Below are 26156 nucleotides of genomic sequence, written 5' to 3'. Positions count from 1 at the left end.
GGACAAGTCTTGCGCTTATTCGGCAAGATGACGGCACGTTCGCGGCAGGTGCGGTAAAACGGTTCCGCAACAGCCTTGGGATCGTTGTATCGTTCACGCAACGGAACCCTCCGCGCGGTGCAATCCGCCTACGCTTTGCACCGCTTGTTTGCAGCATTACCAGCGCCGCCCGTGGCGCCTAGCCGTCCCCATCGTCCAGGTTCAATGAAAAAGTCCCGCAGCAAGTTCAAGCGCTACGTCCTCATAGCCGTCATCCTCCTGCTTCTCGTGTTTGGCGCGCGCGCCGCCTTCTTTTCGGCGCCGCCGCCGCCGACCTTCGCCGTGGCCGAGGTGTCCCGCGCGGACCTGGAAGACAGCGTTCTTGCCAGCGGCACCATCGACGCCATCGAACGCGTCAGCGTGGGCGCGCAGGCCACGGGCCAGCTCAAGTCCCTGAAGGTGGAACTGGGCGATCGCGTCAAGAAGGGACAGTTGGTCGCCGAGATCGACGACCTGACCCAGCAGAATGAGCTGCGCAACGCCGAGGCGGCGTTGCAGACGCGGCGGGCCGAACGGGCGGCCAAGGTCGCCACGCTGAAGCAGGCCGAACTGGCGTTCAAGCGCCAGCGCATGATGCTGGCGGCCGACGCCAGCTCGCGCGAGGCCTATGAAACCGCCGAGGCCACGCTGGCCGTGACGCGCGCCGAAATCGCGTCGCTGGACGCGCAGATCGCGCAGGCGGAGATCCAGGTGGACACGGCCCGGGTCAACCTGGGCTACACGCGCATCGTCTCGCCGATCGACGGCATGGTGGTGGCGGTGGTCACCAAGGAAGGCCAGACGGTCAATTCCATCCAAAGCGCGCCCACCATCATCAAGGTGGCGCAGGTGGACACCATGACGATCAAGGCGCAGATCTCCGAGGCCGACGTGACGCGGGTCAAGCCCGGGCTGCCGGTCTACTTCACCATCTTGGGCGAACCGGACGAGCGCTACCGCGCCACACTGCGCGCGGTGGAACCGGCCCCGGACTCCATTCAGAAGGATGACGCGGCGTCGTCGCTGACGTCCTCGACCAGCACGTCCACCAGCGCCGCGGTCTATTACAACGGTCTCTTCGATGTACCGAACCCCGACGAGAAGCTGCGCATCTCGATGACGGCGCAAGTCTTCATCGTGCTGGGCGAGGCCAAGGGAGCGGTGGTGGTGCCGGCGTCGGCGCTGGGCAAGCGCGGCGCGGACGGGCGCTACGAAGTGCGCGTGGTGGGGGAAGGCAACAAGACCGAGACGCGTCAGGTCCGCATCGGCATGAACAACAATGTGCAGGCGCAGGTGCTGGAAGGCCTGGAGGTGGGCGAACGCGTCGTGTCGGCGGATTCGTCGCCGGCCGCCGCCAAGCCGGGAGCCTGACATGAGCGGTCCGCTCATTTCCTTGTCGGGCGTGCGCCGCGAGTTTCCGGCGGGCGACCAGACGATTGCGGTCCTGAAGGACGTCAATCTCACGATCGAAGCGGGCGAGATGGTCGCCATCGTGGGGGCGTCCGGCTCGGGCAAGTCGACGTTGATGAACATCCTGGGCTGCCTGGACCGGCCCACGCGCGGCGACTACAGGGTCGATGGCCGCAGCACGGGGGAGCTGGATCCCGACGAGCTGGCGGAGCTGCGCCGGGAGCACTTCGGGTTCATCTTCCAGCGCTATCACCTGCTGGCGGACCTGAGCGCGCAGGGCAACGTGGAGGTGCCGGCGGTCTACGCGGGCAAGCGCCGCGAGGCGCGGCTGGAGCGGGCCTCGGCCTTGCTGGCGCGGCTGGGCCTGGCCGATCGGTCCGAACATCGGCCCGGTCAGCTTTCTGGGGGTCAGCAGCAGCGCGTGAGTATCGCGCGCGCGCTGATGAACGGCGGGGACATCATCCTGGCCGACGAACCCACCGGCGCGCTGGACACGCATACGGGCCAGGAAGTGCTGCGCATCCTGGAAGAGCTGAATGCGGCCGGGCACACGATCATCATCGTCACGCACGATATGAATGTGGCGCGCCACGCGCAGCGCATTATCGAGATCAGCGACGGCGAGATCGTCGCGGACAAGCGCAATCCGGAGGCGCCCCGCCATCAGACGGCGCTGGACGAGGCGCCGGCGATGGCCCAGCGGCCGGCCTGGCAGGCCTATCTTGACCGCTGCGGCGAGGCGCTGCGCATGGCGTTGCTGGCGATGAACGCGCACCGCCTGCGTACGTCGCTGACGATGCTGGGCATCATCATCGGCATTGCGGCGGTGGTGTCGGTGGTGGCGCTGGGCGAGGGCTCGCGGCGCAAGATCCTGGAAGACATCAGCGCGATCGGCACGAACACGGTGGAGGTCTTCCCGGGCAAGGATTTCGGCGACGAGAAGGCGGTGAACATCCGCACGCTGGTGGCGGCCGACGCGGAGGCGCTGGCGCGCGAGTCCTATGTGGACAGCGTGACACCGGAAGTGGGCACGAGCAATACGCTGCGCTATCGCAATGTGTCGGTGAATGGGTCGATCCAGGGCGTGGGCGATCAATACTTCCGGGTGCGTGCGATCAAGCTGGCCGAGGGCAAGTTCTTTGACGAGACGAGCGTGGCGCGCCGCGCGCAGGAAGTGGTGATCGACGAGGGCACGCGGCGTGCGCTGTTCGGGTCGCACACGGAGCCCATCGGGCAGGTGATTTTCCTGGGATCGATGCCGGCGCGCGTGATCGGGGTGACGCAGAAGAAGGACACGGTGTTTGGCAGCAATGATTCGCTGAACGTGTGGATTCCTTACACGACGGCGCTGTCGCGGGTGCTGGGGCAGCAGCACCTGAAGAGCATCACGGTGCGCGTGAACGACGCGACGCCGCCGGCCGCGGCGGAGCAGGCCATCGTGCGGGTGCTGACGCGCCGGCATGTGGTGAAGGACTTTTTCGTGTTCAACACGGATGCGGTGCGCAAGACGATCGAGCGCACGACGGCAACGATGACGCTGCTGGTGTCGCTGATCGCGCTGATTTCGCTGATGGTGGGCGGCATCGGGGTGATGAACATCATGCTGGTGTCGGTGACCGAGCGCACGCGCGAGATCGGGGTGCGGATGGCGGTGGGCGCGCGGCGCAGCGACATCATGCAGCAGTTCCTGATCGAGGCGGTGCTGGTGTGCCTGATCGGCGGGGCGGTGGGCATCCTGTTGTCGCTGGGCTTGGGCGTGCTGGTCAGCAGGGCGACGGGCGGCTCGTTCCAGATGATCTATTCCACGACATCGATGGTGGCGGCATTTACGTGCTCGACGCTGATCGGTGTGATTTTTGGCTATCTGCCGGCGCGCAACGCGGCGCGCCTGGATCCCGTCGAGGCGTTGGCCCGGGAATGAGGAAGATGAAAGCAGTTTCTCTTTTGTGCAAACCGCTGGGCGTGGTGCTGGTATTGGCGCTGGGCGGGTGCGGTCTGCTGCGTACGGATTACGAGCGGCCGGCGGTGAGTGTGCCGGGGTCCTGGACTTATGCGGGGGCGGGCGCCGATGCGGGCGCGCAGGCTTCGCTGGCTGACGGTGGCGACTGGTGGCGCAATTTCGATGATCCGGTGCTGAACGGGCTGGTGGAGACGGCGCTTGCGCGCAATAACGATCTGGCCGCGGCGGCGATCCGCGTGCGGCGAGCGCAGTATCAGGCGGGTCTGGCGGACGATCAACTGATGCCGCAATTCGGCGGGGACGCGAACGTGTCGCGGGTGCGCAATCTGTATGGGGATCGTTCGATCACGCGGGCCAATTCGGCCGAGCTGACGGTGAGCTATCAGGTGGACCTGTGGGGCAAGCTGGCGCGCCAGCGGGATGCGGCGCAGTGGGAGGCGCTGGCGACGGAGCAGGACCGCCAGAGCGCGGCGCTGTCGCTGGTGGGGACGACGGCGACGTTGTACTGGCAGACGGCGTTCATCAACCAACGCATCGCTAGCAGCGAGGAGAGCATCGCCTACGCGCGGCGCACGCAGGATCTGGTGCGGGCGCAGTATGCGGCGGGCGGAGCGTCGGCGCTGGAGCTGGCGGAGGCAGAGCAGACGGTGGCGAGCCAGCAGGCGGCGCATGCGTTGCTGGTGCAGCAGCGCGTGGAATACATCAATGCGTTGACGATTCTGTTCGATGGGCCGCCGGATCGCATTACGGCGGATCCGATGCGGTTGCCGTCGAGTGCGTTGCCGGAGGCGCGGGCGGGTGTGCCAGCGGAGTTGCTGGGGCGGCGTCCGGATCTGCGTGCGGCTGAGATCCGGTTGCGGGAGTCGCTGGCTACCGTGGATGCGACGCGGGCGAGCTTTTATCCGCCGGTGACGTTGACGGGGGCGTTGGGCACTTCGAGCCCGACGTTGTCGGATGTGCTGAAGAATCCGATAGGGACGTTGGGGGCGGGGTTGACGCTGCCGTTCCTGCAGTGGAATCAGATGCAGCTCAATATCCGGATTTCGAAGACGGATTTCGAGGAGCGGGTGGTGACGTTCCGGCAGGCGCTGTATCAGGCGATGGCGGATGTGGAGAATGCGTTGTCGAACCGGACGCAGTTGGGGGTTCGGGCGGAGCAGCTGGATCTGTCTTTGCGGGCGGCTCGGGAGGCTGAGCGGCTGTACGAAGTACGGTATCGCGCGGGGGCGGTGCCGTTGCGGGATTGGCTGGATGCGCAGGAAAAGCGCCGGGTGGCTGAGGTGGCCAGCGATGAAAACATGTTGAACCGGTTGGTGAATCAGGTGACGGTTTATCAGGCGTTGGGGGGGGATGATGTGGTGGCTGTTGATGGGGATGGGCTGCGGATGTGAGGTTTGCAGCAGTCCGGCGCGTCGTTTTGCGTCGGCAGCCGGGTGCAGGCATCGATCTTGGTTCTTTTGACGCCCGGCGCGTCGTCGGCCTGGGGCGCGCGGGGCTACGATTGCGGTCCGGAGCCTTCGCTCCGGACGTCCCCTTCGTCATCTTCGTCAGCGCCTTCGGCGCTTCCTTCAGATTCCCTCGGGCGCATCTACACGCCCCGCGCACCCCAGGCCGCCGCCACGCCGGGCTCGGGTGGTTTCAGCTTGGCGGGCGCTGGGGCGGGGTGAGTTCTTAAGGTTCTTGCCTGGGCTTGCGCGGCTTTGAAGCATTTTGCGGGGCCCGCGCCCGGTTGGCCGCCGCTGCTTCCGGTGTCTGACACCCTTGGGGCACATCCTTGGTATGACGGCAGTCTTTGCAGGGTGTCAGACACCTTGTCACCTTGACTGCAGGAATGGGGAGGGTGGGTTGGCGGCCGCTGCCATAAAATGCGGTCCATGAACTCGCCCGAACTCATTCCTGAACCCGCCGATCTCGACCGTCGTTTTGGCGCGCTGTCGCGCCTCTATGGTCCCGAAGCGCCCTCGCGCATCCGTAATGCCCATGTTGCCGTTGCCGGCCTGGGCGGCGTCGGCTCGTGGACCGTGGAGGCGCTTGCTCGTTGCGGGGTGGGGGCGTTGACGCTGATCGATCTGGATCACATTGCCGAATCCAACGTCAATCGGCAGATCCATGCGTTGAGTTCGACGCTTGGGCAATCCAAGGTCGACGCGATGGCCGAGCGGGTGTTGGCGATCAATCCGGAATGCCGCATCACCCGGGTGGACGACTTTGTGTCGCCGGAAAACGTGGGCGAGGTGCTGCCGGGGCCTTATACGGTCATCATCGATTGCACGGATCAGGCGGCCGCGAAGATTGCGATGATTTTGCATGCGCGGGCGCTTGGGGTGCCGATGCTGCTGTGCGGCGGTGCGGGCGGGAAAACGGATCCGTTGGCGTTGCGGGCGGGTGATTTGTCGGGGGCGGTCAATGATGCGCTGCTGTCCAAGCTGCGCAACAAGTTGCGGCGCGAGCATGGGTTTCCGCGGGCGTCCGACAAGAACGGCAAGGCGCTCAAGCGGGTGCCGAAGATGGGCGTGCATGCGTTGTGGTTCGACCAGCCGGCGATTTTGCCGGATGCGTGGACCAAGCCTCGTGAAGGTGAAGATGATATGGGCGCGTCGGGTCTGAACCTCGCGCCGCAGGGCCTGTCGTGCGCGGGTTATGGGTCGGTGGTTACCGTGACCGCCGCCATGGGCATGGCGGCGGCGAACGAGGCTTTGCGGCTGGCGGTGTGACCCCTTAAATCGCCACAAACACCACGCCGTCCTCAATCCGCACGGGATACGTCGCGATGTTTTCCCGCAGCGGCGAGCACAGCGCGCGGCCGTCGCGCACGTCGAAGCGGCCCTGGTGCAGCGGGCATTCGATTTCGTGGCCGGTCAGGAAGCCGTCGCACAGTCTGGCATTGCCGTGCGTACAGAGGTTGTCGGTCGCGTAGACCTCGCCGTCGACGCCGTATAGCGCGATTTCCTTTCCGCCCGCCTCGACGGCGATGACGTCCTCTTCGGGGACTTCATCGCGTCCGATGGCCTTGATCCATTGCACACTCATGATTCGTCTCCTGGTCAGATGGGATAGATCAGCGAGTTCGGTATCAGCTCGCTGTCGAAAATGCATAGCCGCGATTCGAATTTCAGGCCGTCGGGCGTCTGTCGGATGACGTCCAGATAGCGGCCCACGTTGAACACGGTGGTGAGCTGGCTGGGCTTGGTGCGGAAGATGGCGTAGTTGGCCTCGGATTCGATGCGGCCGTCCTGCACCAGCAGCACGCGTGGGGCGCCGACGACGTGGCGCTGGTAGTAGGGGTCGTGGAAGATGGTTTCGGTGGCGCCGTAGATGCGGTCCTTCAGCATGCCGCGGCTCTCGAACGCCATGGTCGCCAGCGGAAAGCCGCGTTCGTAGTTTTCGCGCGGCAGCACCTTGTAGACGCAGTCCTCGATGAAGAAGTCTGGCCACTTTTCCCATTCGCCGGCGTCCAGCGCGGCGGCGTAGTCGGAGTACAGGCGGGTGAGCTGGTAGTAGAGCGGAAAGTCCAGCATGTCACGCCTCCATCACGCGGCGCCAGTACGCGTACATGCCGCGTATCAGCGTTTCGGTGACCATGTGATCGGTGTTTTCGGCGGTCTTGCCGCCCAGTTCGGCGACGCTGCGGTGCCAGGGCTTTTGTTCGAAGCCGGACTGCGAGAATTCGATCACTTCGCCGTCGTCGGCCGACACGAAGCCGGCGGGGCCGAAGAGGTTGGCCTGGCGCAGGCGGCGCTGGGTCATTTCGGGGGTGTCGTCGGCGAAGCCGAAATGGGTCCAGACGAAGTCGAAGGCATCGTGGCCGACCGGCTGGATGTGGCGGGTGGACAGCGAGTTCACCTGCTGCTGGATGATGACGCTGGGGAACAGGGTCATGAGTACGGCGGTGGGGCCGTTCCACCAGGGTTCCTGCACGATGTCCAGGAAGCGGTCGTCGTTCAGCGACATCTGCTCCTTGAAGCTGGACACGCCGCTGGTGACGGTGCTTTTGCCGCCCTGGCCGCGCGTGGAGATCATGGCGGCGTGGCGGAAGTGGCGGTCCATCTTCAGTTCGGACCGGTTGTCCGCGCGCCATAACCCGAAGGTGACGAACCAGGTGTGCAGGAGGCCCGGGTGATAGGGGTCCTTGATGTTCTCCTGCATCAGCTTCCAGTTGCCCGGAATGCGCTGGCGGCTGTAGCCGTGGATCACCAGTTCGCGGCCGTCGAAGACGCGGTCGAAGTAATGCGCGATGTCGGGCCCCAGGTAGTCTGCCAGCGGCTCGACGTCATGGTCAAAGGACGCGAAGACCACGCCGTTGCGGCAGGCGACCGCCAGCTTCGTCAGGCCATGTTCCTCGGGCTTGAAGTCGGGCGGCATGCCGCCGTTGATCTTGCCGTCCTGCTTGACGCCGCGGCGGAAGGGCACGCCGATCAGGTTGCCCTGCAGGTCGTAGTTCCACTGGTGGTACGGACAGACGAACTCGGTGCGGTTGCCGGCGCGTTCGCGGCAGAATTGCACGCCGCGATGGGCGCAGACGTTTTCCACGACGCGCACTTCACCATCGTTGTCGCGCAGCAGGATGACGGACCGCTCGCCCACGACCGTGCGCTTGAAGTCGCCGGGATTCGGGATTTCGGCCGTGAGGCCCACGTAACTCCAATGACCGCGGTAGAAGAAGCGCTCCAGTTCCCGCTGGTGCAGCGCGGCGTCGGTGTAGACGCCGAACGGAATGCGATGGGAACCGTCGCCTTGCCAGGGCGGGACGAATTGGATGGGGTGTTCGGGGGCGTTCATGGACGGCCCCTGCTACAGGACGAGGCGATGCAATGCGTGCGGACGCGCATGATTTGTCTCCATTTTCAGCTGGCCGCGTGGCGGCCGGGCAGCGCCTAGCGCGGCATTGGCGCAGGCGGTTTTTTTCGCATCTTCGGGCAGGGCACGAAATTAATAAATAGAATCTGGCTTATTACATAAATCACCAGAATCAATATTGGTGGAGACAGCCGCATGAACCTGAAAGACGTGGATCTGAATCTGCTCGTCGTCTTCAATGATTTGCACAAGCATGGCCGGGTGTCGGCGGCGGCGGAAAGCCTGGGGATTTCGCAGCCGGGCGTCAGCAATGCGCTGAGCCGGCTGCGCAAGCTGCTGGGCGACGAATTGTTCCTGCGGACCTCGCGCGGCATGGTGCCGACGCCGTATGCCGAGAGCCTGGCCCAGCCGATTGCCGATGCGCTTGCCGCGCTGCAAGGCACGCTGAACGCGCGCGTGGCGTTCGATCCGGCGCGCAGCGAGCGCGCGTTTGTGATCGGCGTGAACGACGTGGGCGAGACCTACTTCCTGCCGCGCCTGATGCGGGCGCTGGATCAGGTCGCGCCGGGCGTGACCATCCGCACGGTGCGCACGACGTCGATCGACGTGCGTGACGAGATGGAACGGGGCCGAATGGATCTGGCCATGGGCTTTCTGCCGGGATTGAAAGGCGGGTTCTTTCAGCGCCGGCTGTTTCGCCAGCCCTATGTGTGCATCTTCCGGCAGGACCATCCGCTGGCGCGTTCGGGCGTGTCGGCCAGGCAGTTTCGCGCGGCCGAACATGTGGCGATCGTGTCCGAAGGCACGGGCCACGGCGTGGTGGACGAGGTGATCGCGCGCGCGGGCATCCGCCGCCGGCTGCGGCTGACGGTGCCGCACTTCATGGCGGTGGGGCCGGTGCTGCAGGCCACCGACATGATCGCGGTGGTGCCGCAGCGCTTTGCCGACTGCGCGTGCGGCCCCTTTGGCCTGGCCGCCGCGCCCTGTCCGGTGAAGATTCCAGAGTCCGTCATCAACGTGTTCTGGCACGCCCGCAACCACCGCGAAGCCGCCAACCAGTGGCTCCGGCAGGTGGTGGTGGACGTGTTCGCGGATTGAGTCCGCGCCTTCAGAACTGCATCTGCGCAGACAGCGCGACGCTGCGCGGACTGCCGAGGTAATAGCTGTTGAGCCAATAGTCGCGGCCGGTGACGTTGTTCACGTTCAGGCGCAGCGTCAGCGGCCGGCCCGAGACCTGGGCCGCATAGCGCAGGCCGACGTCGAACGTGGTGTAGGACGGCAGGCGGCTGACGTTGGTGGCAGAGGACCACTGCTTGCCGACGTGGTAGACGCCGCCCGTGACGCTGAGGCCGGGCGCGAAGGGCAGGGCGTATTCGGAGTAGAGCTTGGCCATGAACTTCGGCACGTTCAAGGGATCCTTGCCATCGTTGGCGCCGCCTTCGACGCGGGCATGCAGCCACGTGGCGCCGCCCACGACCGTCCATGCCGGCGTCACCTTCCCGATGGCCGACACCTCCGCGCCGCGGTGGCGCTGCACGCCGTCCTGGCCGTAGACATTGGAATCGTTGGTGTATTCGTAGGCCTTTTCGATGTCGAACAGCGCGCCGCTCACCAGCACGCCGCCGACCTCGGCCTTCAGGCCCAATTCCTTCTGCTTGCTGCGCATGGGCGCCATGACCTGCAGCGCATTCGCGGCGTCTTCGGGCGCCACGCCGCCTTGTTCCAGACCTTCGATGTAGGTCGCATAGGCCGTCATCCACGGCACGGGCGTGAAGATCAGCGACGCGTTGGGCGAGTTCCTGCCGCGGTCATAGTCGGGCTGGCTGAGACTGCCGTCGGCGTTGCGGTCGGTGGTCTGGATGGTGCTGCGGTTGATGCCGACCAGCGCGGACCATTGATCGTTGAAGCGCACCAGGTCGCCGATCATGAAGTTGTCGTTGCGGATGCGGCTGGAGAAGTACATCGACTTGGCCGGCGTCGTGGCCCAGTCCGGTTCCGGCACGTGCGTGGGCGAATCCAGGCTGTACGGGCCCTGGTAGCCGGTGCTGGGGAACCACGTGTTCTGCCATTGCCGGTCGGTGTAGCCGTAGTACCCCATGGTGATCTTGTGATCAACCGGGCCCGTGGCGAACGAGATGTCGGCCAGCGCCTGCCATGCCTCGGATTCCGTGCGCGTGGGCCCGACCTTCTGGCGTAGCTGGAAGTATTCGCCCGCGGACCGAACCGAATTCATCGTGTGGTACTGCACCGGCCGGTCCTGGTATTCGCGCAGGTGGGCCACGCGCAGCGTCAGGTGGTCGCTGGCTTCATACGTGGCCCGGGCCATCCACTTGCGCGTTTCGGTTTCATCGCGGATCCAGGGCTGGCTCCAGTTCTTCTTCGTGTCCAGTGTGGGGCGGGATACGCCGTCGCGGAAGAACCAGTAGGAGTTGGGCGCGTCCATCTTGTAGTCGCCGTAGGAGGCGCCCAGCTCCAGCTTGAAGCGGTCGGTGATGTTGAAGTCGAGCGCGGCGCTGGCCAGGCTGCGGTCGATCTTCTGGTCGTCGACGGCGGTGTCGCCGTCCTGGCGCACCAGGTTGACGCGGTAGCCGACCTTGCCATTGCTGTCGACCGGACCGCCGAAGTCGCCGTGCACGTAATACTGGCCGCCGCCGTAGTTGCCGACCGTGACGCTGTTCAGACGCTCCTGCGTGGGGCGCTTGTAGACGTAGTTAACCATCCCGCCGGGCGAGGCCGCGCCGAACAGGAAGCCCGACAGCCCGCTCAGGATCTCGACCCGTTCCTTGTCTTCGATGGATGCCGCAAAGCCGAAGGAGCGGCGCAGGCCCTCTTCGGCGCGGTCGTAGCTGTTGAACCCGCGAATCTTCACCATGGGCGCCCAGCCGCTGATCTGGGGCGTCTGCGTCATGGCGGACGGGCTGATCTTGTAGACGTCGTCGGGCGACTGGGCCTGCACGTTCTGCAGCAGTTCACGGGGCACGACGTTGATGGCGAAGGGCGCGCGCTGCAGATCCATGCCGCCCAGGGCGCCGACCGACTGCACGAGCGAGGCGCGGTAGCCGTCGCTGGCCAAGCCGTCCTGCTGCAGGGCGGCGTTGGTGGAGCCGGTCACCGTGACGCCGGGCAGCGTCACCACCCCCGGCGCTGCGGGGCTGGGGCGCAGGGTGTACTCGCCGCCGCCCCGGTGGACCGCCTCAAGGCCGGTGCCGGCCAACAGGGCGCCGAAGCCGCTCGCCACGGAATGACGGCCGCGCAGGCCGGGGCTGTCGCGGCCGGCGGTCATGGCGGCGTCGACGGACACCTGGATGCCGGCCTGCGCCGCGAACTGGGTGACGACGCGGCTCAACGCGCCGGGCGCGATGTCGAAGTCGCGGCTGGCTGAGGCGGCCGGCGCGGGCTGCGCGTGCACGGGCGAGGTCGTGGAGACAGCAATGCCCAGGAGGGCCGCGGAAATCGCCAGCGACAGCGCGGTGCGGCGGGTAAGGGACGAGGAGTGCATGGAAAGCCTTTCGTGGGGGAAAGAAGAGGGTCTTCACCCCGTATGCCAAACGTGGCATCCGAAAAGGGAACCTCGGTCCTGAATTTTTTTGCGCCGTGTGGTCTCAGCGCGGCACCACCGTCACCCACCACGGCATGGGTGCCTGGATGCGCACGGGCAGCGTGGCGGCCAGCGCGCTCAGCACCCGGTCCGTGTCCGGCAGCGCATAGGCGCCCACGATGCGCAGGTCGGCCACCTCCGGCGCACAGGCCAGATAGCCGCGCCGGTGGCGGGACAGTTCGGCGATGAAGTCCGCCAGACGCATGTTCTCGGCGATCAGCAGGCCGCGCGACCAGGATTCGCGCGCGGGTTCGGCGGGCTCGGGCGGCGCGGCGGCCGCCCGGGTGACGCGGGATTGCTGGCCGGCGTGCACGATCAGGGTGGGCGCGCCGGCGGCTTTGGGGCGCACTTCCACGGCACCCTCGAAGACGGCGACCCGGCTGGCGTCGTCGTCCTGGTAGACCGCGTAGCGCGTGCCGATCGCGCGCAGCCGCGCCTCGGCGGTGTCCACGACGAAGGGCCGCGCGGGGGACTGCGTGTCCGGCGCGGTGCTGACCAGGATCTCTCCGGCCACCAGCACCACGCGGCGCAACTGCGGGCCGTAGTCCACGTCGACCGCGCTGCCGGTGTTGAGCCAGAGGGTGCCGCCGTCGGCCAACTGGATCTGGCGGCGCTCGCCCACGCTGGTGTGATGGGCCGCCGTCCACGCGCGCCACGGGGTGCTTTGGGTGGCGGCCCACGCGCCCAGCCCGGTGCCGCAGAGCAGCGTCAGCATCTTCAGGGCGCTGCGGCGCTGCGTGCGTTTGGCCGCCGCGGCGTCCAGCATGCGGTGCGCGGTGGGCTTGTCCACGCCCGGCAGGTCGTCGAACTTGCCGCTGATCGCCTCCACGCGCCGCCAGGCAATCTGGTGCGAAGGATCGGCGTCGTGCCATTGGCGCCAGCGCTGGCGCTCGCCGGACGGCACTGCGGGGGCGCGCAGCACGGCAAACCACTCGGCGGCCTCTTGCAGCACCTTGAAGCTGGGCGCGCTGGCGGCGGGCGTCATGGCGCGGCGGCCGCCATGCTGGACGTCAGGCAGTGCAGCATCGCCTGCGCCATGTACTTCTTGACCATGCGTTCGGACACTGCCAGGCGCGCGGCGATCTCGACGTAGCCCAGGCCTTCCAGGTGCGCCAGCAGAAAGGCCGTGCGGGCCTTGGGGTTGAGCTGGTTCAGCAATGCGTCCAGTTCGGACAGCGCATCCATCAGCAGGGCGCGGTCCTCAGGCGACGGATGCAGGGTGTCGGCGACGGTGGCCAGCGTGTCGCGGTAGGCGCGTTCCAGATCCTGCCGCCGCCAATGGTTGATGACCAGGCCGCGGGCAATGGTGGTCAGGAACGCGCGCGGTTCGCGGATGGGTTCCTGGTTGCGGAACAGGCGCACGAACGTGTCGTGCGCGATGTCGGCGGCGTCGAAGGTGTTGCCCAGGCGGCGCCGCAACCATTCCTGCAGCCAGCCGTGGTGGTCGCAATACAGGGATTCGATGCAGGCGGGCGCCCCGGGGCGGGTGGAAGACACGATGAAGCCGCTGACATGATGCCAATAAGAATCAGTCGCAATTATTCTTCAGCGGCGCGGCTTTTGCAATGCGCGTTCGCCCCGAGCGGCTGTCAGGTGTCGCGGAACGTCACGGTGAACCACCCGCGCAGCGCGTTCGACAATCGGATCTCGTCGGCGGCATGCAGGTCGGCCAGCGTCAGGACGCGTTCCTTCGTCTTGCCGTCGATGAGCAGTTGCGCGCGCTGCACGCCGGGCAGGCAGCCGCTGTCCACGGGCGGGGTGTACCAGACGTCGCCCATGCGCAGATAGACGTTGCTGCGGCTGCCTTCACAGAGTTCGCCGCGCTCGTTCAGATACAGCAGATCGAAGATGTGCGGGTGCGAGGGCAGCCATTCGATCGTCTTGGTGTACCAGGGGCGGTGCGTAGTCTTGTAGCGCAGCAGCGGTTCGGAAGAGCGCAGCGCCTCGGGCGCCAGCATGACTTCCTGGTGCGCGGGCAGGGACGGCAGGACGGCGGTCTGGATGTGGCGGCTGCCGTCGCGGGCAACCAGGAGGCGCAGGCGATGCGGGCCGGCAGAGCTCAGGGACATGACGGCGACGAGGATGTCGCCCTCGACGTCGCGGCCGCCCCAGACGTATCCCAGCGCCTTGCACGACGCTTCGAGGCGGTGAAGGTGGCGCGCCAGCAGGGGCACGTTGCCGGAGGCTTCAACCAGGATGGTCTCGATCAATTCGGGTTGCATGGGACTCTCCTGGAATAAGGCGGGGGCCGCCTAGGTGCGCGGCCTAGGCGGGGCCGCCCAGGGCGCGCCGCGCTCTATGCTACTACCGGCCGTGAGGTTTGCGCCGTCAGGCGCGCAGGATGCGGGCCTTCCAGTGGCATTCCTGCCATTCGCCTGCGGGGTCCGAATCGTAAACGATGCCGCCGCCGACGCTGTAGACGCCGTGGCCGTGCTGGTCCAGGACGAGGGTTCGGATCGCGACATTCAACGAAAAGTCGCCATCCGGGGCCAGCCAGCCGATGCTGCCGCAATACAGGCCGCGCGGGGCGGTTTCCATTTGGCGGATGCGGCGCATGGCTGCGACTTTCGGTGCGCCGGTGATCGATCCGCAGGGAAAGAGCGCGTGCAGCACGTCCGACAGCGTGGCGTGTGGCGCCGTGGCCGACACGGTGGACGTCATCGTCCAGACCGTGGGATAGCGTTCCAGCGAGAACAGCGCGTCCACCTTGACCGAACCGGGCTCGGCCAGCCGCCCGAGGTCGTTGCGCAGCAGGTCCACGATCATCAGGTTTTCGGCGCGGTTCTTGTCGCTGGCCAGCAGCTCCTGGCCCAGGCGTTCGTCCTCGGCCGGATCGGCATGGCGCGGCGCGGTGCCTTTCATGGGCCGGGTCGTCAGCCTGGCTCCGTCGCGCCGCACGAACAGCTCGGGCGAAAACGACAGCACCGTGCGCTCGCCGTCCTGGATGTAGGCGGCGTGGGCGACCGGGTTGCGCGCCGCGATGCGGCGGTACAGCGTGGCCGGATCGCCCTGGAAGCCGACGTCGAGCGGCTGCGTGAAATTGACCTGATACAGCTCGCCGTCCCGGATCAGGCCGCGTATGGCGTCGATCTGGCGCACATAGGCGGGCTCGGTCATGCGCGGTGCGGGCAGGCTGATGGACGCGGCGGGGGCATCGGCGGCCGGCGCGTCCCACGGCGCTTCGTCGATCTTGTGGTCAAACACCAGCGCGGTCAGGCGGGGACGCCCGTCGTCGCGCGGCGGCGTCCACGGGCCGGCCGGCGCGGGCCGGGTGGCTTCGGGCAACAGCCATTCACCCAGCTCGTAATCCAGCAGCAGGGCACTCCAGCGGCCGTCGCGCCGCGCGGCCTCGATGGCTTCCAGCGCCGGGCCTACCTCGGCGGCGGCGCGTGCCTCGATGCGGGCGCGGAACCCGCTGAGGCGCAGCGCGCGTCCGGCAAGCCGGTCTTCAAAACGGCAATCCATGGTGCGTTACGGCTGTTGTTGCGCAAGGAACTCCGTCAGGACCCGGCCAGTGTGGGAATGATCGGCCAGCGTCATCACGTGCTCGGGCGACCCTTCGCCCACCAGTTGCCCGCCGCCCGTGCCGCCTTCGGGGCCCAGGTCCAGCAGCCAGTCGGCTTCGGCGATGACGTCCAGGTTGTGTTCGATCACCACCACCGTGTTGCCCGCTTCGACCAGCCGGTGCAGCACATGGATCAGCTTTTCGACGTCGGCCATCGACAGGCCCACCGTCGGCTCGTCCAGCACGTACAGCGTGTGCGGGATGCGCGAGGCGCGGCCGGTTTTGATCAGGCCGTCGGTCAGACGCGCCTTGGACAGCTCGGTCACCAGCTTGATGCGCTGCGCCTCGCCGCCCGACAGCGTCGGCGACGGCTGGCCCAGCGTCAGATAACCCAGCCCCACGTCCTGCATCAGTTGAAGCGGACGATGGATCTTGGGATGGGCGGCAAAGTAGCCGATGGCGTCGTCCACTTCCATGGACAGCAGCTCGCCGGCGTTCTTGCCGCGCATCTGCACGCTGAGCGTGTCGTTGTTGAAGCGCGCGCCGTTGCAGGCGTCGCACGGCACCTTCACGTCGGGCAGGAAGTTCATTTCGATGGTGCGCATGCCCTGGCCTTCGCAGATCGGGCAGCGGCCATCGCCGGTATTGAACGAGAAGCGCGCCGCCGTCCAGCCGCGCATGCGGGCCTCGCGGGTGTCGGCGAACTGCTTGCGCACGTCGTCCCAGAAGCCCACGTAGGTCGCCGGGCACGAGCGCGGCGTCTTGCCGATGGGCGTCTGGTCGACTTCCAGCACGCGGTCGATGGCTTCCCAGCCCGTGATGCTTTCGCAGCCCGCCCAGCCCGGCGCCTTGCCTTGCGAGACGGCCTGCGTCAGGTTGTCCAGCAGCACTTCGCGCGCCAGCGTCGACTTGCCCGACCCCGACACCCCGGTCACCACGCTCAGGCGGCCCACCGGGATGCGCGCGTCAACGCTGCGCAGATTGTGCAGGCGCGCGCCGCGGATCTCGATCATGGGCGTGTCGGCCTCGACCGGACGGCGGCCTTGCAGCGGATGCGCAAGCGGCGTCTTCAGGTAGCGGCCGGTCACGGATTCGGGCGCGTCGATCACGTCCTGCACGGTGCCTTGCGCCACCACGCGGCCGCCCCGGATGCCCGCGCCCGGCCCGATGTCGATGACGTGCGAGGCGCGGCGGATGGTGTCGTCGTCGTGCTCGACCACCACCAACGTGTTGCCGTTGCCTTCCAGCCGCGCTAGCGCGTCCAGCAGGATGCGGTTGTCGCGCGGATGCAAGCCGATGGTGGGTTCGTCCAGCACGTAGCAGACGCCCTGCAGGTTGGAGCCCAACTGCGCGGCCAGGCGGATGCGCTGCGCCTCGCCGCCCGACAGCGTGGGCGCGGCGCGGTCCAGCGCCAGGTAGTTCAGGCCCACTTCCTGCATGAAGTTCAGGCGGCCGCGGATCTCGGCCAGGATGTCGCGGGCGATCTCGCCTTCGCGGCCGCGCGCCACCAGTCCGGTAAAGAAGGTGTGCGCGTCCGACACCGGAAGCGACGCCAGTTCGGCAATCGACTTGTCGCGCCAGCGCACGGCGCGCGCCACGCGGTTCAGCCGCTGGCCGTCGCACTGCGTGCAGGTCTTGGCCTCGCCTTCGTACCACGCGTTCCAGGCGGTTTCTTCGCCGGTCTGCTCTTCGTCGAAGCCCTGCAATTGCAGGCCCGTGCCGTAGCAGCCCGTGCACCAGCCGTGCTTGGAGTTGTACGAGAACAGGCGCGGATCGGGTTCGGGGAAGCTGGTGCCGCAGGACGGGCACGCGCGCTTGACCGAGAAATGCTGCTGCTGCAGTTCGCTGTTCAGCGCCTCGTGCAGCTTGTTGACCGGCCAGACGACCGACATCACGCCCTGGCCGTTTTCCAGCGCACTCTTGACGGCGGCGCGCAGGTCGGCCTCGTTGGCCGGGTCGACCACAACGTCCGCCACCGGCAGTTCGATGGTGTGTTCCTTGTAGCGGTCCAGGCGCGGCCACGGCGCCACGGGAATGAATTCGCCGTCCACGCGCAGATGGGAATGGCCCTTGGAGCCGGCCCACTTGGCCAGATCCGTGTAATAGCCCTTGCGCGCGGTGACCAGCGGCGCCAGCAGACCGATGTGCTCGCCCTTGTGCTCGCGCAACAGGCGCGCCACGATCTGGTCCGTGTTCTGAGGTTCGACCGCGACGTTGCAGGCCGGGCAGTATTGCGTGCCCAGCTTCACGTACAGCAGCCGCAGGAAATGGTGGATTTCCGTCATCGTGGCCACGGTGGACTTGCGGCCGCCGCGGCTGGTGCGCTGTTCGATTGCCACGGTGGGCGGGATGCCGAAGATGGCGTCCACGTCCGGCTTGCCGGCCGGCTGCACGATGGCGCGCGCATAGGCGTTCAGCGACTCCAGATAGCGGCGCTGGCCCTCGTTGAACAGGATGTCGAAGGCCAGCGTGGACTTGCCCGAGCCCGACACGCCCGTGATGACGGTGAACTTGTCGTGCGGGATCTCGACACTGATGTTCTTCAGGTTGTGTTCGCGCGCGTTGCGGATTTCGATGGCCATGCTGCCCTGGCGGCGTTCGCGCACCAAGGATTGCAGCGGCGTGCCCACGCCCGCGCCGTACTCGGCCTGCGGTTCGGCGATGCGCGCGGTCAGGCCGGCCTGCTCGGCCTCCTGCGCGTCCGCGTCGCTGCTGACCACCACGTCGGCCACACCGCCCGCCACGACGTCGGCCGGCAGGATGCTGACTTCGTAGTCGCGCAGCGCGGCGCCCGTGTGCGATTTGGGGTTGTCCATCAAGTCCTGCGGCGTGCCCGTGCCGAGGACCAGGCCGCCGGCGTCGCCGCCTTCCGGACCCAGGTCGATCAGCCAGTCCGCCGCGCGGATGACGTCCAGGTTGTGTTCGATGACGAGCAGCGTGTGGCCGGCGGCCAGCAGCTTGCGGAACGCGCGCATCAGGCGCGCGACGTCGTCAAAGTGCAGGCCGGTGGTGGGTTCGTCGAACAGGAACAGGCTGCCCTTCTTGGCGACCTTGGCGGTGGAGATGCCACTGCGCGCGGCCTCGGCCAGGTGGCCGGCCAGCTTCAGTCGCTGCGCCTCGCCGCCCGACAGGGTCGGCACGGGTTGCCCCAGCCGCACGTATTCCAGGCCCACGTCGGCCAGCGGCGCAAGACCGGTCTGCACGTCGCGCAGGCCCTTGAAGAAGTCCAGCGCCTCGCTGACGGTCATTTCCAGCACCTCGTCGATCGAGGCGCTCTTGCCCAGGTGCTCGACGCGCACTTCCAGGACTTCGGGGCGGAAGCGCTTGCCGTCGCAATCGGGGCAGCGCAGGTACACGTCGGACAGGAACTGCATTTCGACGTGTTCGAAGCCGGTGCCGCCGCAGGTCGGGCAGCGGCCGTCGCCGCCGTTGAAGCTGAACGTGCCGGCCGTGTAGGCGCGTTCGCGCGCCAGCGGGGCCTGGGCAAACAGCTTGCGGATGGCGTCGAACGCGCCCACGTAGCTGGCCGGATTGGAGCGCGCGGTTTTGCCGATGGGGGTCTGGTCCACCATGACGACGTCGGCGATCTGCTCGGCGCCGAGCAGACGGTCGAAGGCGCCCGGCGCTTCCGACGGCTTGCCCTTCTGCTTGAGCAGCGCGGGGTACAGCACGTCCTGCACGAGTGTGGATTTGCCGGAACCGGACACGCCGGTCACGCAGACCAGGCGGCCCAGTGGCAGCTCGACCGAGACGTTCTTCAGGTTGTGCGCGTTGACGCCTTCAAGCAGCAGGCGCGGCGTGTTGGCCGCCACCGGCATCGGGCGCGGCGCTTCCACGCGCAGGCGGCCGCCGAGATAGTCGCCCGTCAGCGAGGGGGCGGCGCGCAGTTGCGCCGGCGTGCCGTCGAAGACGATGCGGCCGCCCCGTTCGCCGGGACCGGGGCCGATGTCGATGATGCGGTCCGCGGCCACCATGACCTGCGGATCATGTTCCACGACCACCAGCGTATTGCCGGCGTTGCGCAGGCGGTGCATGACCTCGACGACGCGGTGCATGTCGCGCGGGTGCAGGCCGATGGAGGGCTCGTCCAGCACGAACAGCGTGTTCACCAGCGAGGTGCCCAGTGCCGTGGTCAGGTTGATCCGCTGGACCTCGCCGCCCGACAGCGTGCGGCTCTGGCGGTCCAGCGTCAGGTAGCCCAGGCCCACGTCGCACAGAAACTTCAGGCGCGCGCGCACTTCGGTCATGAGCAGGTCGGTGGCGGCGTCCAGCGCGCCCGAGAACGACAGCGTGTCGAAGAATTTACGAACGCGTTCGATCGGCAGCAGCATCACGTCATGCAGGCACAGCCCGTCCAGGCCATTGAGCTGTTCGCGGCTCCAGGTGGTGCCGACGGGCATGAAGCGCTTGTAGCGGCCGTCTTCCGGCGGCAGCACGGCATCGGCTTCGTCCTTGTTGCCCAGGCGCCAGAGCAGGGCATCGGGCTTCAGGCGCGCGCCGTTGCAGGTGGGGCAGGGCGTGTAGCTGCGGTACTTGGACAGCAGCACGCGCACGTGCATCTTGTAGGCCTTGGTTTCCAGCCAGTCGAAGAAGCGCTGCACGCCGTACCACTGATGCTTCCAGGCGTCGTTGCCGCCCTTCCAGTCGGGCGTGCCGTACAGCACCCAGCGCTTGTGCTCGTCGCTCATGTCCTTCCAGGGCACACCCAGCGGCACGCCTGCGCGCGGGGCGTACTTTTGCAGGTCGTCCTGGCATTCCTTGTAGGACGGCGTGGTCCACGGCTTGATGGCGCCTTCGAGCAGGGTCTTTTTCTCGTCAGGAATGACCAGGCCGAAGTCGATGCCGATCACACGGCCGAAGCCGCGGCAGGCTTCGCAGGCGCCCAGCGGGGAATTGAACGAGAAGCTGCTGGGCAGGGGGTCGGTGTATTCGATGTCGCAATCGGCGCAGTGCAGCCGGTCGCTGTACTTCCAGATGTGCGCGTTGCCGCCGTCGGCGTCCACGGCATAGACGGCGATGTGGCCGGCGCCCATGCGCAGCGCGGTGTCCAGCGCTTCCATGATGCGTTCGCGCTCGGTGCCGGCGAAGCGGAAGCGATCCTGGATGACATGCAGGATGCGGCGTTCCTCGGTGGCGGCCTTGGCGGTCTTCGTGGCCTTGGCCTTCTTGGCGCCCTTGGCGGGGGCGGCGGCGCGGGGCACGGCGGTTTCCTCGGCGTGCACGCGGGTGTAGCCCTGCTGCTCAAGGAAGCCGCGGACTTCGTCTTCGGTGAAGTTGGCCGGCACGGCGATCGGGAACGTCACGACCAGGCGCGGGTCGCCCGCGGTGGCGGCGCGCTCGGCCAGCGAGTGATAGACGGATTCCGGCGTGTCGCGGCGCACCAGCTTGCCGCAGCCGCGGCAATACAGCTTGGCGCCGCGCGCGAACAGCAGTTTCAGGTGATCGTTCAGTTCGGTCATCGTGCCGACCGTGCTGCGCGAGCTGCGCACCGGGTTGGTCTGGTCGATGGCGATGGCCGGCAGGATGCCTTCGATGCGGTCCACCTGCGGCTTGTCCATGCGGTCCAGGAACTGGCGCGCATAGGGCGAGAAGGTTTCCACGTAGCGCCGCTGTCCCTCGGCGTACAGCGTGTCGAAGGCCAGCGAACTTTTGCCGGACCCCGAAACACCGGTGACGACGACCAGTTCGCCCGTGGCGATGGTCAGATCCAGGTTTTTGAGATTGTTCTGGCGGGCGCCAACGATGCGGATATGGGAGCTCATGGACGGTATCGTAGCCTGACGTAGGGAGCATGCCGGCGCGGTGAGCCATCGCTGGTTCCGGGCGCGTCGATATGGAATAATTGACTATATTGTGAGGCGAATGTCCATAATATGGACAATCGGCGTCTCGGTAGCTGTACAAATAAACAGTATCGCAGATTCGTCTGAAAATCGCGCTGGCCGCGCGGCGCATCTGCTTGGGCCGTGGGCATTTATTTGGGGACGTGAGTGCAGGAATCCAAGGTCGCGGGCGCGGCGGCGTTCGGAAAATTCATGGCGGTGCTTCAGGCCGTGGCCGACGCGCCGCAGCCGCCGACGGCCGCCGTGCTCGCCCGTGACTGCGGTTATCCCCGTCCCACCGTCTACCGCATCCTGGCCGCGCTGGCCGAACAGGGCATGGTCATGGAATCGGGCGGCGCGTATCGCCTGGGGCCGCGCCTGATGTCGCTGGCCAGCAAGGCGTGGTCCCAGTTCGATCTGCGCGCCGCGCTGGCGCCCGAACTGCAGGCGCTGCGCGACCAGACCGGCGAAACCGTCCACCTGGCCGTGCCCGCCGGCCAAGAAATGATCTACATCGACAAACTTGAAAGCCCCGGCCCCGTGCGGATGGTGTCGCGCGTGGGGGCGTCCGTCGCGCTGCATTCCAGCGCCGTCGGCAAGGCCTATCTGGCCGCGTTGGACGAACCGGCGCGTGAGCGCCTGCTGCACGCGTTGCCCATGCCGGCCCGGCTGCCCGCCACGTTGACCAGCCTGCCCGCGCTGCGCGAGGCGCTGGGCGTGGCGGCCCAGCAGGGATACGCTGTCGACAATGAGGAAAACGAACCCGGCATCGTCTGCTACGGCGTCGCGCTGTGCGACGGGGCAGGGCGTCCCGTCGCGGGCGTCAGCGTCAGCACTTTGCTGTTCCGCCGCCGCGGCGATCCGCAGTCCGCCTATATCGACCCCTTGCTGCGGCTGCGCGACGCCGCCGCAGCCAAACTCGCCGTCCTGCCGGTAACGTCCGGCGGCGCCTGACCGTCAGCCCCAGAGGAAATCCATGACCGCAACCGCTGCTCCCACCGCCTCCAAGCTTGCCGCCCTGCTGGCCGCCCGCGTCGTGCCCGTGCTGCGCTATACCGACGCGGCTGCCGCGGCCTATGCCGCGGAAGTCGCGGTGTCGGCCGGCTGCACCACCCTCGAACTGACCTGGACCATCCCGAACGTCACCGACCTCGTGCGCGCGCTGCGCGACAAGCACGGCGCCAGCCTGCTCCTGGGCGTGGGCACTGTGCTGGACGAGTCGCAGGCGCGCGAGGCGCTGGTGGCGGGTGCGGACTTCCTGGTGTCGCCCGCGCTGGCCCACGATATCGTGGACATGGCCCACGCCGCCGACGCGCTGTGCATGCTGGGCGCGTTCACCCCGACCGAGGTCCTGGCCGCGCGCCGCGCCGGCGTGGACGTGGTGAAGGTGTTCCCGGCAGACACCGGCGGCCCAAAGCATCTGGCCGCGCTGAAGTCGGTGTACCCGGACACGATCTTCTGCCCGACGGGCGGCATCACGCAGGAAAACATGGGCACTTACTTCGCGGCGGGCGCCGGCCTGGTCGGCATCGGCAGCAATCTCTACGACAAGGCCGCCTTTGCGTCGCGCGACACCGCCGCGCTGGTGGCGCAGATCACCCGGACCCGCGAGGCCGCACATGGCTGATTTCGACATCGTTGCGCTGGGCGAGCCGCTAATAGAGCTGAACCAGACGCACGAAGGCCAGCGGCAATACCTGCAGGGATTCGGCGGCGACACTTCCAACGCGGTGATCGCGGCGGCCCGCCAGGGCGCGCGCTGCGCGTATCTGACCCGGGTCGGCAACGACGCCTTCGGCAAGCAGTTCCTGGACCTGTGGCAGGCCGAGGGCGTCGACACGTCCGGCGTAGAGGCCGACGACGATGCGCACACCGGCCTGTATTTCGTGCAGCATGGACCGGACGGCCACGCCTTCAGCTATCTGCGGCGCGGGTCGGCCGCCAGCCTGATGACGCCCGCCAGCCTGGACGCGGGCCTCATCGAACGCGCGCGTTTCCTGCACGTGTCGGGCATCAGCATGGCGATCAGCACCACCGCCTGCGACACGGTCTTCGCCGCCATCGAGCGCGCGCATGCCGCCGGCGCGCAGGTCAGCCTGGACTCCAACCTGCGGCTGCGCCTGTGGCCCGTGGACCGCGCCCGCGCCATCCTGCGCGAGGCCATGCGCGCGGCGGACGTGTTTCTGCCCAGCATGGACGACATGCAGCACCTGACCGGCAACGACGATCCCGAGCGCACGCTGGACTGGATCCGCGATGGGGGCGCGTCGGGCGTGGTCGTGCTGAAGCTGGGCAAGGACGGCTCCATCATCGACGACGGCCGCAGCCGCACGGCGATGCCGGCGTTGCGCGTGCAGGCCGTGGATGCGACCGGCGCGGGCGACTGCTTTGCCGGCAGCCTGCTGGCTCGCCGTTGCCAGGGCGATTCCTGGGAAGACGCCGTGCGTTATGCCAACGCGGCGGCGGCGTTGTCCACGCTGGGCTACGGCGCGGTCGATCCGTTGCCGCGGGCGGAACAGGTGTGGGAACGGTTGAAAGAGCCCTCCGCCTGACCCCCAAAACCAGCCCATTGGCGTCCGATTCGGATTTCAGGCTAAAATGCCAAGTTATCCGAATTTTTTCCGCCAGTCCGGTTTCCGGTTGTGCGGGCCACTTTCCGCAAATTCAACAGGAGAAATCAACATGGCTGAACGCAAACGCGTGCGTCGTAACACCCTGGAACGTCGTTGCCTGGGCAAGGCTTTCAAGCGCTTGTTCGTCAAGTCGCCCAAGGGTGTGTTCAAGATGCTGGAAAAGATCAAGCGCGTCTAAATGACGTGTGCGGCCGGCAGGGTCTTCGGACACGCCTGGCCTGATCGATAAAAAACCGCAAGGCGCGAGCCCTGCGGTTTTTTTTCGTCAGCGTCAGGCCGGCGGGGGACCGAGCTTGGGCCGGATGAAATCCATGAACGCGCGGGTCTTGGCCGGCTGGATGCTGGACGGGTACACGACGTAGATCGAGATCGGATCGACCGACCAGCCCGGCAGCACGCGGCGCAGCGAGTTGCGCTGGATGATCGGTTCCAGCGCCAGGCAATGCGGCATGCGCGTGATGGCCAGGTCCAGGCCGGCCAGCGTGCCCGCGATGCTCATGTTGTTGGCGGCCAGGTGACCGTGCACGGCAACGCGTTGCGAGATCGCGCCGTTATTCAGCGTCCAGTACGAATGTTCCTCGTCGATGGTCGTGCGCAGGCACTGGTGCTGGGCGAGGTCGGCGGGCGTCTGCGGGGTGCCATGGCGTTCTATATAGCGGTCGGACGCGTACAGGTGCGTTTCCAGCGAAACCAGCTCGTGCACCACGGCGCCCTCGATGGCGCGATGCGGCGTGCCGTTGCCGTTGTCGGCGGCGGCGCCCGGATAGTCGGCTTCGCGGCCGAAGCGCAGCACGATGTCGAACGGCGTGCCCTGCGCGTCGGAGGCCGTCATCATGCTCAGGTCGAATTCGCACTCCACCTCGGGATAGCGGTCGGTGAAATCGCTGATGGTCTCCGGCAGCAGCCAGATGGCCAGGCTGTACGGCATGGAGACGCGCAGATTGCCCGACGGGCCGCCCGACAGCGACAGCAGCTGTTCGTGCGCCAGCCGCGCTTCGTCAATGAGGCCCTGGCACCGGCGCATGTAGGCTGCGCCCGCGTCGGTCAGATCCAACCGGCGCGTGTTGCGGTTGATGAGCCGCAGGCCGATCGCGCGCTCCAGTTCGTTGATCCGCCGCGACAGCGTCGACGTCGGCATATCCAGCGCGCGCGCCGCCTGGCTGAAGCTTTTGCGCTTGGCAACCTCCACGAACAAGGCGATGTCATTGAGCTGGACGGGCGAGGCTTCCATAGGCGTTCCGAATTGGGCCGCCCGAGTTTACGCCACGATGCGCCGCGGCCAGCATGCGGCGCCAGGCCCGGCATCAAAAAAATTACCGAACCGTTTGTCAGATTTGATTGCAAATTCCAAAGCCGTGGAATCGGTTCCCCGGGGCATATCCCCTACACTTCAGGCGAAATCATAAGAACCAAGACCGCAGCGGTTTCTGGAAGATCGCAAGGGGCACAGCAGGCATGACCGATACACCGATGTTTTTCACCGTTCTGACGCCGACCTACAACCGGGCAGGGACCCTGCACCGCGTCTACGAATCGCTCTGCCAGCAGACTTTCCGGGATTTTGAATGGGTGGTGGTGGACGATGGTTCCACCGACAACACGCACGAGTCCATCCTGCATTGGCAGTCGCTGGCGGATTTTCCGATCCGCTATGTCTGGCAGAACAACCAGCACAAGAAGACCGCCTTCAATCGCGGCGTGCGCGAGGCGCGCGGCCAGATGATCGTGGGCCTGGACAGCGACGACGAGATGCCGTCCGACGCGCTGGCCATTTTTCATGAGGCCTGGAATGCGATCCCGCCCGCGCGCCGCGACTCGTACTTCGCCATCACCGGGCTGTGTGCGCGGCCCGACGGCACCATCGTCGGCGACCGCTATCCGCAAGACGTTTTCGACAGCACCGCCGTCGACGTGTATTTCCGCTACCGCATCAAGGGCGAGAAATTCGGCTGCATGCGCACCGACATCCTGCGCAAATATCCGTTTCCCGAGGACGTGGCGGGCTTCGTGCCCGAGAGCCTGGTCTGGTGGGCGGTCGCGCGGGCCGGGTATCTCAGCCGCTTCATCAACCGCGTCGTGCGCACCTATCACGACACGCCGGGTGGCCTGAGCCAAGGCGCGGTGTCGGTGGCGAACAACGCCCAGGGCCTGTATCTGCTGGCCTGGGACATGCTGCAGCATCACCTGGAATTCTTCCGCTACCGTCCGCGCGAATTCATGATGGCGGCGGCGCGCTATACGCGCTTTCGCCTGCACCTGAAGCATTCGGGCGTGCCGACGGCCGTGCAGGCCTACCGGCTGACCCATCCGGTCGCGACGTTTCTCGTGGCCATCATGTACCCGCTGGGTTACGCGCTGTACCGCCGCGACCGGCGGCGCGGCGTGGCCTGACCCAGCCGGCCGTTACGGCGGC

At 67.0% G+C, this 26156-nt stretch carries 20 protein-coding genes; 10 read left to right on the top strand and 10 right to left on the bottom strand.

All coding sequences use genetic code 11. From position 1 onward, the window contains the following. The first annotated feature begins 204 nt into the window (after positions 1-204). From ASD71_RS20705 to ASD71_RS20690, 4 genes are all read left to right on the top strand, one after another. Positions 205-1389: an efflux RND transporter periplasmic adaptor subunit gene (locus tag ASD71_RS20705; RefSeq protein ID WP_056568980.1), complete on the top strand. Its 1185-nt coding sequence runs from the start codon at positions 205-207 to the stop codon at positions 1387-1389. Position 1390: 1 nt separating this feature from the next. Then, a complete protein-coding gene (locus ASD71_RS20700) occupies positions 1391-3349 on the top strand; it encodes a MacB family efflux pump subunit (protein WP_056568977.1) in 1959 nt (652 codons plus the stop codon). A 5-nt stretch (positions 3350-3354) separates the two neighbouring features. Beyond that, positions 3355-4779: an efflux transporter outer membrane subunit gene (locus tag ASD71_RS20695; protein ID WP_056569527.1), complete on the top strand. Its 1425-nt coding sequence runs from the start codon at positions 3355-3357 to the stop codon at positions 4777-4779. Between the two features lie 474 nt (positions 4780-5253). Further along, positions 5254-6102: a ThiF family adenylyltransferase gene (locus ASD71_RS20690; protein WP_056568974.1), complete on the top strand. Its 849-nt coding sequence runs from the start codon at positions 5254-5256 to the stop codon at positions 6100-6102. 4 nt (positions 6103-6106) lie between these two features. Here ASD71_RS20690 and ASD71_RS20685 read toward each other — a convergent pair whose 3' ends face one another. The 3 genes from ASD71_RS20685 to ASD71_RS20675 are packed head-to-tail and all read right to left on the bottom strand — an operon-like array spanning position 6107 to position 8167. After that, positions 6107-6418: a non-heme iron oxygenase ferredoxin subunit gene (locus ASD71_RS20685; protein ID WP_056568971.1), complete on the bottom strand. Its 312-nt coding sequence runs from the start codon at positions 6416-6418 to the stop codon at positions 6107-6109. A 14-nt stretch (positions 6419-6432) separates the two neighbouring features. Beyond that, positions 6433-6906: a nuclear transport factor 2 family protein gene (locus ASD71_RS20680; RefSeq protein ID WP_056568969.1), complete on the bottom strand. Its 474-nt coding sequence runs from the start codon at positions 6904-6906 to the stop codon at positions 6433-6435. 1 nt (position 6907) lies between these two features. After that, positions 6908-8167, bottom strand: coding sequence for an aromatic ring-hydroxylating dioxygenase subunit alpha (locus ASD71_RS20675; RefSeq protein ID WP_056568967.1), 1260 nt, complete (start codon positions 8165-8167; stop codon positions 6908-6910). Between the two features lie 213 nt (positions 8168-8380). Here ASD71_RS20675 and ASD71_RS20670 point away from each other — a divergent pair, with 213 nt between their 5' ends. Then, a complete protein-coding gene (locus ASD71_RS20670; protein WP_056568964.1) occupies positions 8381-9283 on the top strand; it encodes a LysR family transcriptional regulator in 903 nt (300 codons plus the stop codon). 10 nt (positions 9284-9293) lie between these two features. Here ASD71_RS20670 and ASD71_RS20665 read toward each other — a convergent pair whose 3' ends face one another. The 6 genes from ASD71_RS20665 to uvrA all read right to left on the bottom strand — a co-directional run bounded on the left by ASD71_RS20665 (position 9294) and on the right by uvrA (position 21050). After that, positions 9294-11684 (bottom strand): TonB-dependent receptor, encoded by a 2391-nt coding sequence (locus tag ASD71_RS20665; RefSeq protein ID WP_082579004.1) that lies wholly within the window; start codon positions 11682-11684, stop codon positions 9294-9296. 103 nt (positions 11685-11787) lie between these two features. Continuing rightward, a complete protein-coding gene (locus ASD71_RS20660; RefSeq protein WP_235512266.1) occupies positions 11788-12768 on the bottom strand; it encodes a FecR domain-containing protein in 981 nt (326 codons plus the stop codon). Then, positions 12765-13280, bottom strand: a complete 516-nt coding sequence (locus ASD71_RS20655) for a sigma-70 family RNA polymerase sigma factor (RefSeq protein WP_056568959.1) — start codon at positions 13278-13280, stop codon at positions 12765-12767. Before ASD71_RS20655 ends, ASD71_RS20660 begins: the two co-directional genes overlap by 4 nt. A 92-nt stretch (positions 13281-13372) precedes the next feature. Next, entirely contained in the window at positions 13373-14005 is a 633-nt protein-coding gene (locus ASD71_RS20650; protein ID WP_056568956.1) for an aminotransferase class IV family protein, read from the bottom strand. A gap of 106 nt (positions 14006-14111) precedes the next feature. Beyond that, positions 14112-15248 (bottom strand): aminodeoxychorismate synthase component I, encoded by a 1137-nt coding sequence (locus ASD71_RS20645; RefSeq protein WP_056568954.1) that lies wholly within the window; start codon positions 15246-15248, stop codon positions 14112-14114. A 6-nt stretch (positions 15249-15254) separates the two neighbouring features. Then, positions 15255-21050, bottom strand: coding sequence for an excinuclease ABC subunit UvrA (gene uvrA, locus ASD71_RS20640; RefSeq protein ID WP_056568952.1), 5796 nt, complete (start codon positions 21048-21050; stop codon positions 15255-15257). Between the two features lie 228 nt (positions 21051-21278). On the opposite strand from uvrA, the gene ASD71_RS20635 reads away from it, so the two are divergent. The 4 genes from ASD71_RS20635 (at position 21279) to ASD71_RS28505 (ending at position 23921) form a co-directional block, all read left to right on the top strand. Continuing rightward, positions 21279-22064 (top strand): IclR family transcriptional regulator, encoded by a 786-nt coding sequence (locus ASD71_RS20635; RefSeq protein WP_056568949.1) that lies wholly within the window; start codon positions 21279-21281, stop codon positions 22062-22064. 22 nt (positions 22065-22086) lie between these two features. Beyond that, complete coding sequence (locus ASD71_RS20630) at positions 22087-22737, top strand: bifunctional 4-hydroxy-2-oxoglutarate aldolase/2-dehydro-3-deoxy-phosphogluconate aldolase (protein ID WP_056568947.1); 651 nt, start codon at positions 22087-22089, stop codon at positions 22735-22737. Continuing rightward, on the top strand, positions 22730-23662 hold the full coding sequence (locus ASD71_RS20625; protein ID WP_056568945.1) for a sugar kinase: 933 nt from the start codon (positions 22730-22732) through the stop codon (positions 23660-23662). Before ASD71_RS20630 ends, ASD71_RS20625 begins: the two co-directional genes overlap by 8 nt. A 130-nt stretch (positions 23663-23792) precedes the next feature. Further along, positions 23793-23921, top strand: coding sequence for a hypothetical protein (locus tag ASD71_RS28505; protein WP_006226408.1), 129 nt, complete (start codon positions 23793-23795; stop codon positions 23919-23921). A 93-nt stretch (positions 23922-24014) separates the two neighbouring features. On the opposite strand, the gene ASD71_RS20620 is transcribed toward ASD71_RS28505, so the two are convergent. Beyond that, positions 24015-24974, bottom strand: a complete 960-nt coding sequence (locus tag ASD71_RS20620) for a LysR family transcriptional regulator (protein ID WP_056568942.1) — start codon at positions 24972-24974, stop codon at positions 24015-24017. A gap of 224 nt (positions 24975-25198) precedes the next feature. Between ASD71_RS20620 and ASD71_RS20615 the strand changes: the two genes are divergently transcribed. Then, positions 25199-26134, top strand: coding sequence for a glycosyltransferase family A protein (locus ASD71_RS20615; protein ID WP_056568939.1), 936 nt, complete (start codon positions 25199-25201; stop codon positions 26132-26134). The last annotated feature ends 22 nt before the right edge of the window (positions 26135-26156 follow it).

Origin of the sequence: Achromobacter sp. Root565 (genome assembly GCF_001427425.1) — a bacterium.
GTDB lineage: Bacteria > Pseudomonadota > Gammaproteobacteria > Burkholderiales > Burkholderiaceae_B > Achromobacter > Achromobacter spanius_D.
This window is presented reverse-complemented; position numbering and strand designations above follow the sequence as displayed.

What these genes read in the sequence shown, in the direction of transcription:
- ASD71_RS20705 (WP_056568980.1), top strand. Translation starts at nt 205, where the DNA reads ATGAAAAAGTCCCGCAGCAAGTTCAAGCGCTACGTCCTCATAGCCGTC.
- ASD71_RS20700 (WP_056568977.1), top strand. Translation starts at nt 1,391, where the DNA reads ATGAGCGGTCCGCTCATTTCCTTGTCGGGCGTGCGCCGCGAGTTTCCG.
- ASD71_RS20695 (WP_056569527.1), top strand. Translation starts at nt 3,355, where the DNA reads ATGAAAGCAGTTTCTCTTTTGTGCAAACCGCTGGGCGTGGTGCTGGTA.
- ASD71_RS20690 (WP_056568974.1), top strand. Translation starts at nt 5,254, where the DNA reads ATGCGGTCCATGAACTCGCCCGAACTCATTCCTGAACCCGCCGATCTC.
- ASD71_RS20685 (WP_056568971.1), bottom strand. Translation starts at nt 6,418, where the DNA reads ATGAGTGTGCAATGGATCAAGGCCATCGGACGCGATGAAGTCCCCGAA.
- ASD71_RS20680 (WP_056568969.1), bottom strand. Translation starts at nt 6,906, where the DNA reads ATGCTGGACTTTCCGCTCTACTACCAGCTCACCCGCCTGTACTCCGAC.
- ASD71_RS20675 (WP_056568967.1), bottom strand. Translation starts at nt 8,167, where the DNA reads ATGAACGCCCCCGAACACCCCATCCAATTCGTCCCGCCCTGGCAAGGC.
- ASD71_RS20670 (WP_056568964.1), top strand. Translation starts at nt 8,381, where the DNA reads ATGAACCTGAAAGACGTGGATCTGAATCTGCTCGTCGTCTTCAATGAT.
- ASD71_RS20665 (WP_082579004.1), bottom strand. Translation starts at nt 11,684, where the DNA reads ATGCACTCCTCGTCCCTTACCCGCCGCACCGCGCTGTCGCTGGCGATT.
- ASD71_RS20660 (WP_235512266.1), bottom strand. Translation starts at nt 12,768, where the DNA reads ATGACGCCCGCCGCCAGCGCGCCCAGCTTCAAGGTGCTGCAAGAGGCC.
- ASD71_RS20650 (WP_056568956.1), bottom strand. Translation starts at nt 14,005, where the DNA reads ATGCAACCCGAATTGATCGAGACCATCCTGGTTGAAGCCTCCGGCAAC.
- ASD71_RS20645 (WP_056568954.1), bottom strand. Translation starts at nt 15,248, where the DNA reads ATGGATTGCCGTTTTGAAGACCGGCTTGCCGGACGCGCGCTGCGCCTC.
- uvrA (WP_056568952.1), bottom strand. Translation starts at nt 21,050, where the DNA reads ATGAGCTCCCATATCCGCATCGTTGGCGCCCGCCAGAACAATCTCAAA.
- ASD71_RS20630 (WP_056568947.1), top strand. Translation starts at nt 22,087, where the DNA reads ATGACCGCAACCGCTGCTCCCACCGCCTCCAAGCTTGCCGCCCTGCTG.
- ASD71_RS20625 (WP_056568945.1), top strand. Translation starts at nt 22,730, where the DNA reads ATGGCTGATTTCGACATCGTTGCGCTGGGCGAGCCGCTAATAGAGCTG.
- ASD71_RS28505 (WP_006226408.1), top strand. Translation starts at nt 23,793, where the DNA reads ATGGCTGAACGCAAACGCGTGCGTCGTAACACCCTGGAACGTCGTTGC.
- ASD71_RS20620 (WP_056568942.1), bottom strand. Translation starts at nt 24,974, where the DNA reads ATGGAAGCCTCGCCCGTCCAGCTCAATGACATCGCCTTGTTCGTGGAG.
- ASD71_RS20615 (WP_056568939.1), top strand. Translation starts at nt 25,199, where the DNA reads ATGACCGATACACCGATGTTTTTCACCGTTCTGACGCCGACCTACAAC.